The following is a 15233-nucleotide window of genomic DNA, read 5'->3' on the forward strand; positions in this document are numbered from 1 at the left end:
CTGAAAGGCACGGGCCGCATGAAGTCAGACACCGTGAGATGCCCCTCGACGCATGACGCCGAAGCTATTTACTCCTCTTCGAAGAGGAATGCCGGGATCGTCAGATTCTGGCGGTTGCGCGACTCTTGCTGTGTGTAAGATTCGGCAACGGAGGGGAGCTCAGGGCTCACGCTCTCTGCTACCGGGTGAATTGGACTAGCAATCTCTCCCTGCACAAGGGGCGAGACCGCCTGGGCCACTCGGCGTTCGGGAGCCGTGCGGGCTTCAACCCCACGGTCAGCAGAGCTCGCCGAATGGCGAGGGCCGGCCGATTGATTCCCGCTCTGGCGCCCGAGATTGAGGAGGTGATCCTCGGTTTCGTCGAATCCTGCGGCAATGACGGTCACACGGACTTCATCACCAAGGGATTCGTCGATGATCTGGCCAACGATAATGTTGGCGTTCGGGTCCACCGACTCCTTGACAAGCTTGGATGCGCGGTTCATCTCCTTCAGGGAGAAGTTCTCACCAGCTTGGAAGGAAATCAGCACGCCGTGTGCTCCATCGATCGAAGCCTCAAGCAGTGGAGACGAGATCGCATTCTCAGTAGCGAGCATGGCTCGGTCCTCGCCCGTAGCCGATCCAATACCCATCAAGGCGGTACCGGCATCCTTCATGATTGCCTTAACGTCCGCAAAGTCGAGGTTCACAAGGCCCGGAATGGTAATGAGGTCCGAGATTCCCTTGACGCCATTGCGTAGAACCTCGTCCGCAAGATGATAGGCCTCAATAACTGAGAGCTCATCATTTGCGATTTCCAGCAGACGATCATTAGGAATGACGATCAACGTGTCAACGGACTTACGAAGGTTCTCAATGCCCGCAATGGCGTTATTTGCGCGCTGGAGGCCTTCGAACTCAAATGGGCGCGTAACCACACCCACAGTCAAGGCACCGCTCTCTCGAGCAATCTGGGCGACGATAGGAGCCGCACCCGTGCCAGTTCCTCCACCTTCTCCAGCGGTTACAAAGACCATGTCTGCACCCTCGAGTGCGGACTTAATGACTTCTAGATTTTCTTCCGCGGCGCGTTTGCCCACAGTTGGATCCGCGCCGGCTCCCAAACCACGGGAGACATCGCGCCCGATGTCCAGTTTGGTTTCGGCTTCGGACTTCACCAGCGATTGGCCGTCCGTGTTGACTGCGATAAATTCAACCCCAGCTAGGCCATCTTGGATCATGCGATCTACGGCGTTAACACCGCCACCGCCCACACCAATGACCTTGATGTTTGCGGCGTTATTGAGAGCAGGCATGTTCTCATCCTTTCAGACCTCAAGTTGAACTTGAGGTTTCTCGCGTCTGACTTCGCGCAAAAGGTAGAGGTCTAAATCTCTACGATCAATGACCTAGGCGGTGTGTCGCACTTTTGCCTGAAAACAACCTGTTTTGAGTTAGCGAGTAACCGGAGCCGTGGGTGCAGAAACGTCATAGTACTGAGCGTTTTGAGTCATGAGCGCCTTGAGGACAGTGGCTTTGAGATCGCTATCCTCGGTATCGCCCCACAACACGGTTGCGCCACCAGACAACGTCAATGTTGCCTGCAGATTCTCATCCACTTCGATACTTGCAACGCTGGACCTTGTGCCCGAATCGAGCGCAGCCAACACCACCAACATCGTCTCCATAGTCTCACTCGTGGGAGCTTCGCCATTCTGCGTGGTCAGATGCGGCAAAGCGTCAGCGCTCTCCTGTGGAAGCTCAAGTTGCACCCCGTCCGAATCCAGGCCGACGCAAGAATCGTCCACTACAAGACATGCCACCGGAGTCCGTAGCGTGACATCAACGGTCAATCCATTGGGCCAATCGCGCGAGACGGTTGCCGTCTTGACCAGTGAGACCTTGTCTTGGATTTCTGTGGCAAGCTTCCCCACATTGATCCGCAGAATCGAGGTTCCGTCTGCCTCGGAAATACTCTCCAGAATATCGGCTGCCGATACTGAAGAATCCTTAGAGATACCGGTGACCTGCACGTTTGCCGACTTCACCCCGAGTAGCGGAGAGAAGAACAGTGCCCAAACAACACCCAAGATGATGACCAGCGAACCGAGGCCAACCAATGCCCGTTTGCCCCACAGGCGGCGGCGCTCTGCCTGCCGTTCACGCCTGCGCGCCGAGATCTCATCCGGCTCTGACTCCCGTGAGGACGCCACCGAACTCGCCATCTTCCGGCGAGCACTCTCATAGGCCGAGACAGCCGATTCGGATGCAGGTTGAGGATCAGGAGCGTGCGATTCCTTGGTACGCGCAACCTCGCCAGTGCCCATGTGGACCGACCCGTGCTGGACCGCCTTATCGTTGGCATTCTTCGCGACTCTCTTGTGCCCTGCGGAGGTTTGGCGTTGAACGTCCGTCCGTTGGGACGCGGGAGTACGTTCCTCTTGCCCCACCACCGGGTAGTTGCTCGGATCGGCTAGAAGTCGAGCCTCGTCGGGGCTCAAAGCTGCGGTTGCTATGTCATCGATCGCGCGGGGATCTGAGGCGCGGCGAACCTCCCCGCCGCTGGTGCGGGGCTGAGCTTCACCCAAGGATCGGGGGCGGCCAGGTCGGCGCGGTGGCCTCATAACGCGGCAATCTCCTCCAGTATGAACGGTCCAAGTTCTGTTACATCACCTGCACCGATAGTCAGCACCATATCGCCCGGCTTTGCTACGTGTGCGATGGATCGCGCGGCCTCAAACTTATCCTCGACGAAGGCCGCGCCACCAGCCATCTTGTCCGAAATGAGATAACCGTCCACGCCGTCCATCGGATCCTCGCGAGCGGCATACACGCCAGTCACAATCACGTAGTCAGCCAGTTCAAGCGCCTTCGCGAACTCGGCGGCAAAGTTGCGGGTACGCGAGTACAAGTGTGGCTGGAAAATCGCCAATACCCGGCCATCTCCCACGCGCTCCCGTGCAGCCCGTAACGTGGCAGCCACTTCGGTTGGATGGTGACCGTAGTCATCCACCACGGTGATGCCATGGACTGTGCCTCGAAGCTCGAAGCGCCGACCCGTGCCTGCAAACTCGGTAAGAGCAGCAGCCATGGCCGTACCCTCAACTCCAAGTTCCACACCAGCCGCCCACGCTCCAGCGGCATTGAGCAGATTGTGCGCACCCACTACCCGCAAGGTAACTGGATAGCGCGCCACGCCGTCGTCAAATACTCCGGAGGCTACCCCTGCGTCATGGGTTTCCTGGGTGATCCTGACGTGCTTTTCTTCGCCACCTATGCCGGAACCGCGGCCGTAGCTCACTACGCGTAGCCCGTTCTCGATGGCTTGCATTCCCAGACGCTTCGCGCCGTCGTCGTCGGAACACACAACCAACAGTCCGCCGGGCACAAGCAGCTCCGAAAACTCGACAAAAGCCTGCTCAAAGGCGGCTCGCGTTCCGTAATGGTCTAAGTGGTCCGGTTCGACGTTCGTCACCACCTCAATGCGCGGTTGGTAGTTCAGGAACGAACCGTCCGATTCGTCTGCCTCCGCCACCACGACCTGGCCCGAACCCAAATGACCGCCTGCTCCATAGCCCGTCACGCTGCCACCAATCGCCCACGACGGGTCAAACCCAACTTTCGAAAGCGCCGTGGCAATCATCGCTGATGTGGTGGTTTTGCCATGCGCACCGGCCACGGCCACAAAGTCACGGCCCTCAGCTGCCAGTGCCAATGCCTGCGATCGGTGAAGAACTCGCTGACCATGAGCACGAGCCGCTGCAAGCTCCGGATTGTCGTCACGGATCGCGGATGAAACCACCACGACGGCGTCGCGCGGAACATTCTGAGCAGCTTGACCAATGCTGACTGCAATGCCCAGCCCTTCAAGGTGTGCCGTCACAGCGGAAGCCTTGGCATCTGAACCAGAGATAGTTGCTCCTTGGCTGTGCAAAAGCTCCGCTACTACCGACATCCCCGCGCCACCGATTCCTACAAAATGGAATCTCATGATTACTTCTTTCCAGCTTCAATGATCATCTGGGCTAGCTGTCCAGCGGCATCGGTGGGGCTAACGCCTCGAGCGGCCGATCCCATGGAAACGAGTTGCTCCGGATCGCGGAGCAACGCAACGATCTGGGATCGCACCGTCTGGGGCGTGAAGTCCTTATCTCGCACAAGTTTGGCGCCGCCAACAGCAATCACGTCGGCAGCATTAAGCTCTTGTTCACCGTTTCCGATGGGAAGCGGAACAAAGAAACCTGGTAGTCCTAACGAACTCAGTTCTGCCACGGTTCCAGCGCCTGACCGGCAGACCACCAGATCAGCCACCGCATAGGCATCCTCCATCTGAGTGAGGTAATCGCGCACGTGGTAATCGGCCAAGTCTGCAGCAGCCGCCGCGACCTTGGCATCCTTGCCGCGTCCGGTTAGGTGAAACACTTGGAAACCAGCGAGCTGGGGCATAACCTCAGTAAACACCTCGTTCAGGTGTTGAGCGCCAAGCGATCCTCCGGTCACCACGAGTGTGATTCGGTCAGGGTCCAGGCCAAGCCGTTGTGCAGCCTCAGCGCGGTGGGCGCGCGGATCTACGGCACGATCAGCGGCAAGGCCAGCAATAGCCGGTCGCAAAGGCAACCCGATTGTACGGGTCACACCAACCTTGGCCGCAAGCTTGGTTGAAGGAAAGGTGAGCCCAATTGCGCTAGCGAATCGAGCACCATATCTGTTGGCCAGTCCAGGTTTGGCATTCTGCTCGTGAATCACTACCGGGATACCGCGCTTCTTCGCCGCTGCATAAATGGGTGTGGAAGCGAACCCACCAAAACCCACGGCAACGTCAGCCCGGGACTCATCGAGGATTTCACCCGCATGCCGCACGGCGGCGGCATAACGTGCTGGGAAGCGCACCATGGCAGCTCCAGGGCGGCGTGGAAACGGCACACGTTCGATCGTGCGCAGCTCAAATCCAGCAGCGGGAACCAGGTCGGCCTCCAGTCCTTCCTTGGTGCCAACAGCCACAACCCCAGCGCCCGCATCACGCAGAGCTGAAGCCGTAGCGAGAAGCGGATTAACATGACCAGCGCTTCCGCCACCGGCCAATACGACACGTAGATCAGACACACTCATCCCTTTCGCAGCAGAACCCGGGCACGGGAGGCTAGACGTCCTCGCACCCGGAAAGACTCTTTGACACCGGGTACGGCGCGCGCACATGAAATAACCAAGCCCACGGCCATCACACAGGCCATTACTGACGATCCACCCTGTGAGATGAATGGCAGCGGCACGCCAAACACAGGCAACACGCCAGTCACAACAAGCATGTTTGCAAGCGCCTGCCCACACAACCAGACCGCGACACCACCGGAGACGAGGCGAGCAAACCGAGAGGGGTGGTAGCGGGAGATCCTCAGAAGAGCCCAGCCGAGCATCATGAAGAGAGCAATAACCACGAGGCATCCAAGCAAGCCGAGTTCCTCCCCCACCACGGCAAAGATGAAATCAGTCTGGGCCTCAGCCAAGTTACCTGGCCACTTCTCGGCGCCAGTTCCTAAGCCCGATCCACCAATACCACCAGAGCCGAATGCCCACAGCGCGAAGTCCGACTGACTTGGCGTGGACGTGTTGGGCAACGTAAACAGATTCTGGAAGTAGCTGATCACGCGTTCCAGCCGGGAACGGCTCGCGGCCACCAAGATGCTCGCGGCCAATACTCCAAGCCCGCCAAGGTAGGCGAACACTTTTCCCGGAAGGCCTGCCAACCAGAACATGCCGACGCACAGGAGGGCATACATCATGCCCGTGCCCATGTCCTTGCCCGCCATGATGAGTATCAGTCCAAAAAGCGCACATCCACCCGCAATCTTGAACTTCCGCCAGTCAGATTCGCCAGGTTTCACCTTGCTGAGTTCAACACCCAAGATCACCACGGTTGCGAGCTTGAGGAACTCAGAGGGTTGGAGTGTGAATCCTCCGATTCCCACCCAGTTGGTGTTGCCGCCTACGTTCACGCCGAGCGGGGTAAACACTGCTAGCTGAAGCAGAACACCAAGACCAAACAAGATCTTTGCAAGACGCTGGTAAACCTGCATCGGCACGAATGCCATAGCCGCGGCGATCACTGATCCCATCACGGCCAAAACAAGCTGCTTATTGGCTGTGGAGAAGCGAGAGACATTCGAGTTGTACATGGAGTCGCGGATACTCTCGGGAGCAGTCGCCGAATAGACCATGATCACGCCAAAGACAACAAGAACGCTCGTGACAACGATCAGTACGATGATCGACTGATACATAACGGCACGAATCTGTTCGCCCCTTTCAGAAGGAGCTTCGGGTGACGCCGCAACAGCTGCGGGCTCCTGTGGACCCGCAGCGGACCGGCGCCTGCTTCCCGGGCTAAGCACGGCTGGCTCGGACCGCAGCGGCGAAGGCATCGCCGCGCTGTGCATAGGAACTGAACTGATCAAACGAGGCAGATGCAGGCGCAAGCAGCACAGTGTCATCTGGCCGCGCCACATCACGTGATAGTGCAATGGCGTCTTCCATCGGCGTGGTGGTGGAAGGATCCACCCAGCGGATGGGGACATCGGGGATTTGGCCCAGAGCGTCCCTCCATGGCTCTTGATCAACACCAATAACGACGACGGCGCGGAGTTTGGACTTGACGGCGCCCACTAGCTCGTTGAAGCGCGCACCTTTTGCAACTCCCCCAGCGATCCAAACCACTGAGCCGTCGCGTTGGGAAGCGATCGATGCCAGTGTGGCATGTGCATTCGTGGCCTTGGAATCGTCTACATACCGCACGCCATTGAGGGTTGCGATGAGTTCGATGCGGTGATGGCCTGATTCGAAAGACTGCAGCGCCGCTCTGATGTCAGAACCACTGACTCCGGCAGCACGTGCCAAGGCGGCCGCCGTCAATGCGTCCTTGACGATGTGTTCGGGCAGCGGTGAACCAGCCGGAGCGAGGTGCGCAATATCCGAGATCTCAAAGAGTTCAATGGCTTCGTTGAATCGGCTCGCGTGATAGGCCCTGTCGACAACAACGCCCTCAACAATGCCGATGGATCCTGCGGCGGGAACGTCTGCAGACACGCCAATGGCGCGTGCACCTTCCACCACATCGGCCTCATCAACCATGCGCTGGACAATTGAGTCACCCACCGGGTACACACATGCCACCTGAGTACGCTCATAGATCCGCGCCTTCGCGGCCCAATATGCCTCGCGGCTACCATGCCATTCAAGGTGATCATCGGCAAAGTTCAGACAGACAGATGCAAGAGGTGATACCGAATGGGTGGTGGTTAGTTGGAACGAAGAAAGCTCAAGAACAAAAGCTTTCGGCGCAGCGGCGTCTGTTCTGGTGGTCTCCAGAACGGCGGGGTTTCCAACGTTGCCAATGGGTAATCCACCTAGACCAGCTTGCTTAAGCATGGCTCCCACCATCGAGACGGTGGTGGTTTTCCCATTGGTGCCAGTTACACACAGCCACGGCGCATAGTTACCCTGTTCGTCCATCGCCCGCAAACGCCAAGCCAGCTCGATCTCGCTCCACAGCTCAACATCTGCCTCGCGGGCAGCTTCAAACAAAGGCCCAACTTCGGCAATGGCAGGGGCAGGAATGATGATGTCCGGGTGCCATGCAAGGACCTTTCGCGCGAGGCTTGCGGCATCCAGATCGCTGCCCGCGGTATCAACGCGACTACCGGCGATGCGCGCCAGCGCAGTCATATCCGCGTCCCAAGCAGACAGCGTTGCTTGCGTGAGTTCACCCAAGACCTTGAGGCTAGCTCGCCCTGACTTTCCCAACCCAACAATCGCTATACGCTTGCCGTCCAGTTCCCGTGCCCCAGGATTTGTGAGTGTCATTGACGCGCCAACCATTCCGCATAGAACAAACCAAGAGCAATCACCACGAACACGATCTCAATGATCCAGAAACGAACGGTCACCGTCACTTCCTTCCACCCCTTCAACTCGAAGTGATGGTGAAGAGGAGCCATTCGGAAGACTCGTTTCTTCGTGAGTTTGAAGGAACCGACTTGAATCACGTCCGAAAGAACTTCAACGAGGAAGAGTCCGCCAATGATCACAGCTAAGAATTCGGTATGCGTGAAGATCGAGAGGCCCGCGAAGGCTCCTCCCAAAGCGAGCGAACCGGTATCACCCATAAAGATCTGGGCAGGAGACGTGTTCCACCACAGGAATCCAAAGCAAGCGCCCATGATTGCAGCACACACAATTGCCAGATCACGAGGATCGCGAACGTCGTAGCATCCGGGAGCCGGATTCAGCACGCTCTCACATACTTGACCCATCTGCCAGATCGTGATGATTGTGTACGCCCCGAACGCGATCATTGAGGCGCCAGTGGCTAAGCCGTCGAGGCCATCGGTCAAATTGACTGCGTTGGACCATGCCGTGATCAGGAAGTTCGCCCAAATGACAAACAGAACTATGCCTATACCAACTCCGGCAAAGGCTAGATCGATTTGGGTATCGCGAACCGTGGAGATACGGAACGAAGCGGGCATGCGATTCGCATCGTCGCGGAACTGCACGGCAAGCACAGCGAAGAGGATTCCCACAATCGCTTGCCCCAGAATCTTCGCCCATGGTGTGAGTCCAAGCGACTGCTTGTGGCGAATCTTTGAGAAGTCATCGAGAAAGCCAATCAAGCCCAAGCCAGTCATAAGGAAGAGGACTAGCAGGCCCGACGCATTCGGCCCACGACCTGTGGCGAGGTTACCAACGAAGTATCCCGCCAGCGTTGCAAAGATGATGACCAACCCGCCCATGGTTGGGGTGCCACGCTTGGTCAGGTGCGCAGTGGGACCGTCCTGCCGAATGAACTGACCGTACTGGTGCTTGATAAGCACCTTGATGAGTACTGGCGTGCCGAGCAGTGTGACGAACAGCGATACCGCACCCGCGACGAGAATTGACAGCATCTACTTTCCCTTCCCGTTAAGCGCATCGGCGATTCGCCATACACCGGACCCGTTGGATCCCTTGACGAGTACAGCGTCTCCAGGATCGAGAGTCTTGGACAAAACAACCAGCGCAGAATCAGGATTCTCCGCATTAATCACATTCAACCCTTCTGCGATCGCAGATGCAGAGAGGGCGCGCGTGCCAGATCCTACACACACCAGAATGTCTACTCCGGCCTCCTTGGCAACTGAAGCTAAAGCCGCATGTTCGGCCGCAGAAGCATCGCCGAGTTCAAGCATCTCGCCCAGTACGGCAATCTTTCGATGTCCCAAACCGACGTGTCCAAGTCCAGCGAGTCCTGCGCGCATGGAGTCTGGGTTGGCGTTATATGAGTCGTCAATGATCGTCACGCCGTCAACTACACGGACATCCATGCGATGCGGGCTGGCGGGTCCCGATGAACTGAGTACGCCGGCAACGTGACGAAGCGAGGTTCCCAGTGCGATAGCTACGCTCGCGGCAGCCAGCGCATTACTGACATGGTGTACGCCTACCAGCTGAAGTGTGACGGGCAGTGACTCCTGGCCGTGGTGCAGGACGAACGAAGCGTGACCGGCTGCGTCGGTGGTGATATCGGAAGCAAAGACGTCAGCATTACCGACGGCAGAAAACGTGACCACTGGACCCGTCGCCAGCGAACGCATGGCGGTTACGCGGGCGTCGTCGGCATTGAGAACGGCAGTGGCTCCGGGCCTGGAACCAACGATGATCTCGGACTTCGCGCGCGCCACGTTCTCTATGCCACCAAACTCGCCCAAATGCGCGCGCGCCACAATGAGTACGGCCGCAACATCCGGTGATGCGATCGAGGTCAGGTATTCAATATTGCCGATGTGGTCAGCGCCCATCTCAAGCACGAGCGTCGCAGTATTGGCATCAGCGCGCAAGACTGTCATGGGCAACCCGATCTCATTGTTGAATGAGCCCGGTGGCGCAATAATGGGGCCGCGCTCGGCCAGAATTGCAGCAAGCAGATCTTTGGTGGTGGTCTTTCCAACGGAACCAGTAACGGCTACTACGGTCAGATCCGGATTTCCGTATGAACGTGCGCGTTCCAGATTCCCGCGCGCCACGGCACCCAAGGCCTGCACCACGTCAGGAACCACGACGAGGCGGTCGGCTGGCGCGCCAGAAGCCACTGCAGTTTCAGGATCGCTTGTGAGCACACCGACGGCTCCGGCGCGTATTGCCTGACCAGCCAAAGAAGCGCCATCGACACGTTCGCCGCGAATGGCTACGAACAGTTCGCCACCACTGAGCGAACGGGTATCGGTCGAGATGTCCGTGACCAGAGCCTCTGCATGACCTCCGAGGTCACCCATGCAGTCGTTGGCCAGCTGCGCCAGCGTCACCGGAATCATTAGTTCATCTCCTGAGTTTCGTGGACCCCACGCTGAGCGAGCGCCCGCCGGGCTTCGACTCGGTCATCAAGTTCTACGAGGTTGCCCCCAACATCTTGAATCGTCTCGTGGCCTCGCCCCGCTAGAAGAATCGTATCGTCCAAACCGGCCATCGTGATCGCCCGTTCAATTGCCTGCCCGCGGTCGGGAATCTCAATGACGGGCGTGTCAAACGCCGCGGTTCCCGCGATTATTGCCTCTCGGATCGCGCCAGGATCTTCACTGTGCGGATCGTCATCCGTGATGATCACAATATCGCCGAGCCTTGCCACCGCGGCGCCCATCGCTGCCCGCTTGCCTTTGTCACGATCGCCGGCGGACCCCGTCAGTACGATGAGCTTCCCACGCGTTGTTGGACGCAACGCCTCCAGCGCTTTGATGAGCGCGTCCGTATTGTGCGCAAAGTCGACGACGACGCGTGGCCCAACAGTCCGCCCGTCCACGTCGATCCGCTCCATCCGGCCTGGAACTGCAGGACTGACAAGCGTCGGCAAATCGGACACGGGCACACCCGAAGCAGCGACCATGAGCAACGCCAACGCAGCATTCGCCACATTGAAATCGCCAGGGAGCTCCGTGGCAAAGGTGAACTCCTCACCATTTGTGCTGGCTAGAGTCACGCGAGTGCGCCCTTGTTCAGGGAGAATGGCGGTGACCTTCCAACCCACAGCGCCCTGAGGCAAGTCACCCAGAACGGCGAGTGCCCATACTGTGCCCGGAACCTCTTCCTGAGCGCGCATGTAGAGGCGCTGGCCCCACTGGTCGTCGACAGTCACAACGGCGTTGCGCGCCTTCTTCTCCGTGAAAAGTGATGCTTTCGCCTCAAAGTAGGCGTCTAGAGTCTTGTGGAAGTCCAAATGGTCTTGCGTCAGGTTGGTGAAGCCCACTGAATCAAACTGGATGGGATCGGTGCGGCCTTGTGCAAGCGCGTGGGAAGAAGCCTCCATAACGAGGTCCGTGCCGCCCCGCGAAACGAGATCTGCCAGCAGTTCCTGAAGGTCAGCAGGCATCGGTGTAGTCAGCGCTGCCGGCACCGGCTCCCCTGCTAAACGAATCTCCACAGTGCCGATGAGCCCATTTGTGCGTCCCAAGCTGGTCAAAATGTTGTCCACCATATATGCGGTGGTGGTCTTTCCGTTTGTACCTGTCACCGCAAAAGTGCGGAGCGAATCTGCTGGACGACCATAGATCTGAGCTGCAACCTCGCCCAACCGCGCGGCGACGTCGTCGACCACAATATAGGGAACCGCAACACCGTGTGACGTGAGAAGCGCTTCGCCATCATGGTCTGTAATGACAGCGGGAGAACCTTGCTGAACGGCGGTTTCAGCGAAGACCGCGCCGTGAACGTGTTGGCCCCGCACCGCGGCGAAAAGGATACCCGGACCAGCCTTACGAGAATCCGAGGTCACCCCAGAAACAGCGACATCGCCATGGCAGGCCCCACCGCACAGTTCTGCCAGCTCTCGCAACTCACTTGTCATCTGATTCGATCTCCGATTCATACCACGGGTACTTGAACAGCGGTTGGGTTGATGGGGAGATTCCCAACTGCCTGACCGCGAACGTTGTCACGTCACTGAAAACCGGAGCCGCCACGTCACCTCCGTAACCAGCGCCCGCAGCGTTGTACACCACCACTGCCACCGCGATCTGCGGATCCTCGGCAGGAACGATACCAACGAAGGTGCCCACACGCTTGGTAAGGTTGCCGTTCTCGTCGGCGACCTGAGCCGTTCCGGTTTTGCCCGCAATATTGTACCCGTTGACGCGAGCCCTCCATCCCGTGGACTGCGAATCGGTCACCGCCTGCATCATGTTGATCATGGTCTGAGAGGTGTCCTCTGATATCACCCGATGTGATTCTTCAAGAACCGTAGGGGTTTCCGTGCCTGAGGAGTCAATGGTCGAATCGACTAGGTGTGGCTGAACGTACACGCCACCATTTCCAACTGTCGCTGCCATTTGGCCAAGCTGAAGTGTGGTCAACGCCCAACCCTGACCAAACATTGTGGTGTAGCGCGTTCGATTGTCCCACGTGGTGTAATCGGAAAGGATTCCGGCCGATTCTGCGGGCAACTCAATGCCCGTCTTGGATCCGATCCCGAAGCTCCTCATGTAGTTGAATCGTGTTTCGTCTGAGATCGTATCGCCAACCTGGATAAGCCCCGTGTTATACGACTTTGCCAGAATGCCAGCCACGGTCATAGTGGACGTGCCATGCGAATCGTTGTCATGAATGGTCTGGCCATTGGGCATGGTCAGAGAGTCAGGAACCTGATAGACGGTCAGGGGCGTCACAGTACCCTGATCAACTGCAGCGGAAAAGGTGATGATCTTCCCCGTTGATCCCGGTTCAACAGGAGAAGAGACCGCACGCGATCCCCAATCGTCAGGATCAGTTGCCGAAAGATCAGAGGGATCAGGAGAGTTCGAATCCACCAGCGCTAAGACGCGTCCCGTGCCGATCTCGATTATGACGGCGGCGCCCCATTCGGCGTCGTTTTCCTTGACCGATGAATCGACGGCCTCCTGAAGAGTATTTTGTAGGTCTCGATCGATCGTCAGCTTGACTGTATCGCCATCTTCAGCTGCAACTTGCGTTTTCTCGCCGTTGGGCAGCACGGCACCACCGGAAGCAATCTGTACAGTCAGCGAACCGTCAGTTCCGGTTAAGACGCTGTTCTCCGACTTCTCAACTCCGGCTTGGCCCGTCACTGTGTCATCATCGCCGGTCTCGCCTGTGTAGCCGAGGATATTTCCCGCCACAGTCCCATTGGGATAGATGCGCTTCATGTACTGCTCAGGCTCAATACCGGGAATACCGAGTGCGTTGATCTCGCGCCAGAGTTCAGGCGAAATATCCTTCGCGATGTACACGAATGTGGACTTGGTTTGACCGCCCAGAAGCGTGCCACCAAGTGTTGCCTGATCGACCTCGAGAAGCGGTGCCAGGGCCGCCGCCGCAGCGGCTGCTCCCGTACCGGTCACCTTGCCGTTGTCGTCAGTAACGACGTACGAACTAATGAGATTCTGGTTCACTCCAACGTTGTAGCGTTCCACAGAAGTGGCGAGCACCGCACCCGATGAGTCCACGATGTCGCCACGCTTGGCCTGCAGCGTGTATGTGCGCGTGCGAAACGATGATGCGCTCTCAGCCAGTTCAGCGGACCGTATCACCTGAACGTCAACGAGCCGCACAGTCAGCAGCGAAGCACAGACCATGAACATCACCGTCAATGAACGCAACCTGCGAACCGGCATTGATTGGCGCGTGAACGAATGCCGCCAGTTCGAGAGTCCCTGACTCGCTTTGCGCAGTTTGGGGTTATCTCGTAAGTTCGGCATCTATTTTCCTGAGGCTGCCTGGGTTTGGTCCGGATTCACAATCGCGCCCGTGTCCACATCAAGGTGGAGGATCGTCGTTGCTTGTTCCATTCCGAGATCCTTCGCCTTCTGCTCAAGGCCAAGAGGCGTGGAGACGCCCACAACCTGATCTTCAAGCGTCTGCTGATGAGCAGTCACGACGTTGAGTTCCTTGTTGATCTGTTGAATCTCGAATGCAGAAGCCACCATCTGAGTGTTGAGGAAGAAGACCAATCCGAAAGCGCCCACGAACAGTGCGGCGCACGCCAAAACTGTTCCGATGAAGCCACTTCGTTTGGCCGGAGTGGGCACCACGGAGAGCTCAGGAAGTCCCTGAATAACTGGGCGTGGAGCAGCCGAACGCACAGCTGAACTTGACACGGCACTCATGAGTTGCTCCCTTCGTTACGCAACCTTTCGGCACCCCTGAGGCGAACCGATGCACTGCGTGGATTGACGGCGATTTCTTCGGCGCTCGCTTTGCGGGCCCCTCGTGTGAGAAGTCTGAGGTAGGGTTCGTGGCCCGGTAGTTCCATCGGTAACCCTGGAGGGGTCGACGACGTGGCGCCCTCGGCCAGCGCTCGCTTCACGATCTTGTCTTCGAGCGATTGGTAGGATTCGACGGCGATTCGCCCACCTACTCGAATCGCTGAGATTGCCGCAGGCATTGCCCGCTCAAGAACAGAAAGCTCATCATTGACTGCGATCCTTAGGGCTTGGAACGTGCGCTTTGCCGGGTTTCCACCGGTTCGGCGAGTTGCTGCCGGAATAGCGTCTCTGACAAGTTCAGCCAAATCTCGCGTACGCACGATTGGATCCGTATCACGCCGAGCCACGATTCTCTGGGCGATTCGCATTGCGAATCGTTCCTCTCCATACGTAGAGAGAATCCGGGCGATCTCCTTAACAGGCTCTGTGGCAAGCAGATCCGCGGCTGTGCGCCCACTCCGCGTGTCCATCCGCATGTCCAGTGGAGCATCGTGAGCGTATGAGAAGCCGCGCTCTACTTCATCAAGCTGTAGAGATGAGACGCCAAGGTCCATCAGAACTGCATCAACACGTCCGTTGGTTCCATACGTGGAGGCCACATTGGCGACGTCGTCGTAGGTGGTCTGAACCGGTTGGAACCGCGAACCAAATCCGCTCAGGCGCTCCGATGCCAAAGCGATAGCATCCTTGTCGCGATCGATTCCCACCACAGTCAACAGCGGAAACTGCTCAAGGAATGCCTGAGTGTGCCCGCCCATTCCAAGCGTGCAATCGATCATGACTGGCGTGCGCCCATCCAAGGCGGGGGCGAGCAATTCCAAGCACTCGTCGAGCATGACCGGCTTGTGAAGGGCGTTGCCGGCTGCGCGTGGCCCGCTTGGGTCAATGGGAGAGAAGTCGCCGTGAGGGCCTTCAGGTGACTCAGCACCATGAGGTGCAGCAAAGTGGTCCCGCATCCACAGTTCCTTTCTCTTGAAATCTGGGAATCCGGCCCGATCAGTGGTCCTCTCCCGCCTA

Annotated in this window: 12 protein-coding genes; all 12 read right to left on the reverse strand. The window is 58.1% G+C overall.

Features of this window, described 5'->3' with window-relative positions; all coding sequences use genetic code 11:
• Positions 1-68 precede the first annotated feature (68 nt).
• Positions 69-1295, reverse strand: coding sequence for a cell division protein FtsZ (ftsZ, locus tag H2O17_RS07815; protein WP_182049179.1), 1227 nt, complete (start codon positions 1293-1295; stop codon positions 69-71).
• 138 nt (positions 1296-1433) lie between these two features.
• Positions 1434-2603 (reverse strand): cell division protein FtsQ/DivIB, encoded by a 1170-nt coding sequence (locus H2O17_RS07820; protein ID WP_182049180.1) that lies wholly within the window; start codon positions 2601-2603, stop codon positions 1434-1436.
• The gene (gene murC / locus H2O17_RS07825; protein ID WP_182049181.1) at positions 2600-3970 is read right to left on the reverse strand and encodes a UDP-N-acetylmuramate--L-alanine ligase; all 1371 of its coding nucleotides are present in this window, start codon (positions 3968-3970) and stop codon (positions 2600-2602) included. The genes H2O17_RS07820 and murC overlap by 4 nt, the downstream gene beginning before the upstream one ends.
• A 2-nt stretch (positions 3971-3972) precedes the next feature.
• Entirely contained in the window at positions 3973-5088 is a 1116-nt protein-coding gene (gene murG / locus H2O17_RS07830) for an undecaprenyldiphospho-muramoylpentapeptide beta-N-acetylglucosaminyltransferase (RefSeq protein WP_182049182.1), read from the reverse strand.
• Positions 5085-6257 (reverse strand): FtsW/RodA/SpoVE family cell cycle protein, encoded by a 1173-nt coding sequence (locus H2O17_RS07835; protein ID WP_246311190.1) that lies wholly within the window; start codon positions 6255-6257, stop codon positions 5085-5087. Before H2O17_RS07835 ends, murG begins: the two co-directional genes overlap by 4 nt.
• 103 nt (positions 6258-6360) lie before the next feature.
• Positions 6361-7836, reverse strand: coding sequence for a UDP-N-acetylmuramoyl-L-alanine--D-glutamate ligase (gene murD, locus H2O17_RS07840; protein WP_246311192.1), 1476 nt, complete (start codon positions 7834-7836; stop codon positions 6361-6363).
• Positions 7833-8918, reverse strand: coding sequence for a phospho-N-acetylmuramoyl-pentapeptide-transferase (gene mraY / locus H2O17_RS07845; protein ID WP_182049185.1), 1086 nt, complete (start codon positions 8916-8918; stop codon positions 7833-7835). The genes murD and mraY overlap by 4 nt, the downstream gene beginning before the upstream one ends.
• Positions 8919-10322: a UDP-N-acetylmuramoyl-tripeptide--D-alanyl-D-alanine ligase gene (locus tag H2O17_RS07850; protein WP_182049186.1), complete on the reverse strand. Its 1404-nt coding sequence runs from the start codon at positions 10320-10322 to the stop codon at positions 8919-8921.
• Entirely contained in the window at positions 10322-11845 is a 1524-nt protein-coding gene (locus H2O17_RS07855; RefSeq protein WP_246311194.1) for a UDP-N-acetylmuramoyl-L-alanyl-D-glutamate--2,6-diaminopimelate ligase, read from the reverse strand. Before H2O17_RS07855 ends, H2O17_RS07850 begins: the two co-directional genes overlap by 1 nt.
• On the reverse strand, positions 11835-13709 hold the full coding sequence (locus tag H2O17_RS07860; protein ID WP_182049188.1) for a peptidoglycan D,D-transpeptidase FtsI family protein: 1875 nt from the start codon (positions 13707-13709) through the stop codon (positions 11835-11837). The genes H2O17_RS07855 and H2O17_RS07860 overlap by 11 nt, the downstream gene beginning before the upstream one ends.
• On the reverse strand, positions 13710-14117 hold the full coding sequence (gene ftsL, locus H2O17_RS07865) for a cell division protein FtsL (protein WP_182049189.1): 408 nt from the start codon (positions 14115-14117) through the stop codon (positions 13710-13712).
• The gene (gene rsmH / locus H2O17_RS07870) at positions 14114-15172 is read right to left on the reverse strand and encodes a 16S rRNA (cytosine(1402)-N(4))-methyltransferase RsmH (RefSeq protein WP_182049190.1); all 1059 of its coding nucleotides are present in this window, start codon (positions 15170-15172) and stop codon (positions 14114-14116) included. Before rsmH ends, ftsL begins: the two co-directional genes overlap by 4 nt.
• Positions 15173-15233 lie beyond the last annotated feature (61 nt).

This window comes from Changpingibacter yushuensis (assembly GCF_014041995.1).
GTDB classification, from domain to species: Bacteria; Actinomycetota; Actinomycetes; order Actinomycetales; family Actinomycetaceae; genus Changpingibacter; species Changpingibacter yushuensis.

Excerpts from the sequence above, each read along its gene's own strand:
- ftsZ (WP_182049179.1), bottom strand. The coding sequence starts at position 1,295 with ATGCCTGCTCTCAATAACGCCGCAAACATCAAGGTCATTGGTGTGGGC.
- H2O17_RS07820 (WP_182049180.1), bottom strand. The coding sequence starts at position 2,603 with ATGAGGCCACCGCGCCGACCTGGCCGCCCCCGATCCTTGGGTGAAGCT.
- murC (WP_182049181.1), bottom strand. The coding sequence starts at position 3,970 with ATGAGATTCCATTTTGTAGGAATCGGTGGCGCGGGGATGTCGGTAGTA.
- murG (WP_182049182.1), bottom strand. The coding sequence starts at position 5,088 with ATGAGTGTGTCTGATCTACGTGTCGTATTGGCCGGTGGCGGAAGCGCT.
- H2O17_RS07835 (WP_246311190.1), bottom strand. The coding sequence starts at position 6,257 with ATGTATCAGTCGATCATCGTACTGATCGTTGTCACGAGCGTTCTTGTT.
- murD (WP_246311192.1), bottom strand. The coding sequence starts at position 7,836 with ATGACACTCACAAATCCTGGGGCACGGGAACTGGACGGCAAGCGTATA.
- mraY (WP_182049185.1), bottom strand. The coding sequence starts at position 8,918 with ATGCTGTCAATTCTCGTCGCGGGTGCGGTATCGCTGTTCGTCACACTG.
- H2O17_RS07850 (WP_182049186.1), bottom strand. The coding sequence starts at position 10,322 with ATGATTCCGGTGACGCTGGCGCAGCTGGCCAACGACTGCATGGGTGAC.
- H2O17_RS07855 (WP_246311194.1), bottom strand. The coding sequence starts at position 11,845 with ATGACAAGTGAGTTGCGAGAGCTGGCAGAACTGTGCGGTGGGGCCTGC.
- H2O17_RS07860 (WP_182049188.1), bottom strand. The coding sequence starts at position 13,709 with ATGCCGAACTTACGAGATAACCCCAAACTGCGCAAAGCGAGTCAGGGA.
- ftsL (WP_182049189.1), bottom strand. The coding sequence starts at position 14,117 with ATGAGTGCCGTGTCAAGTTCAGCTGTGCGTTCGGCTGCTCCACGCCCA.
- rsmH (WP_182049190.1), bottom strand. The coding sequence starts at position 15,172 with ATGCGGGACCACTTTGCTGCACCTCATGGTGCTGAGTCACCTGAAGGC.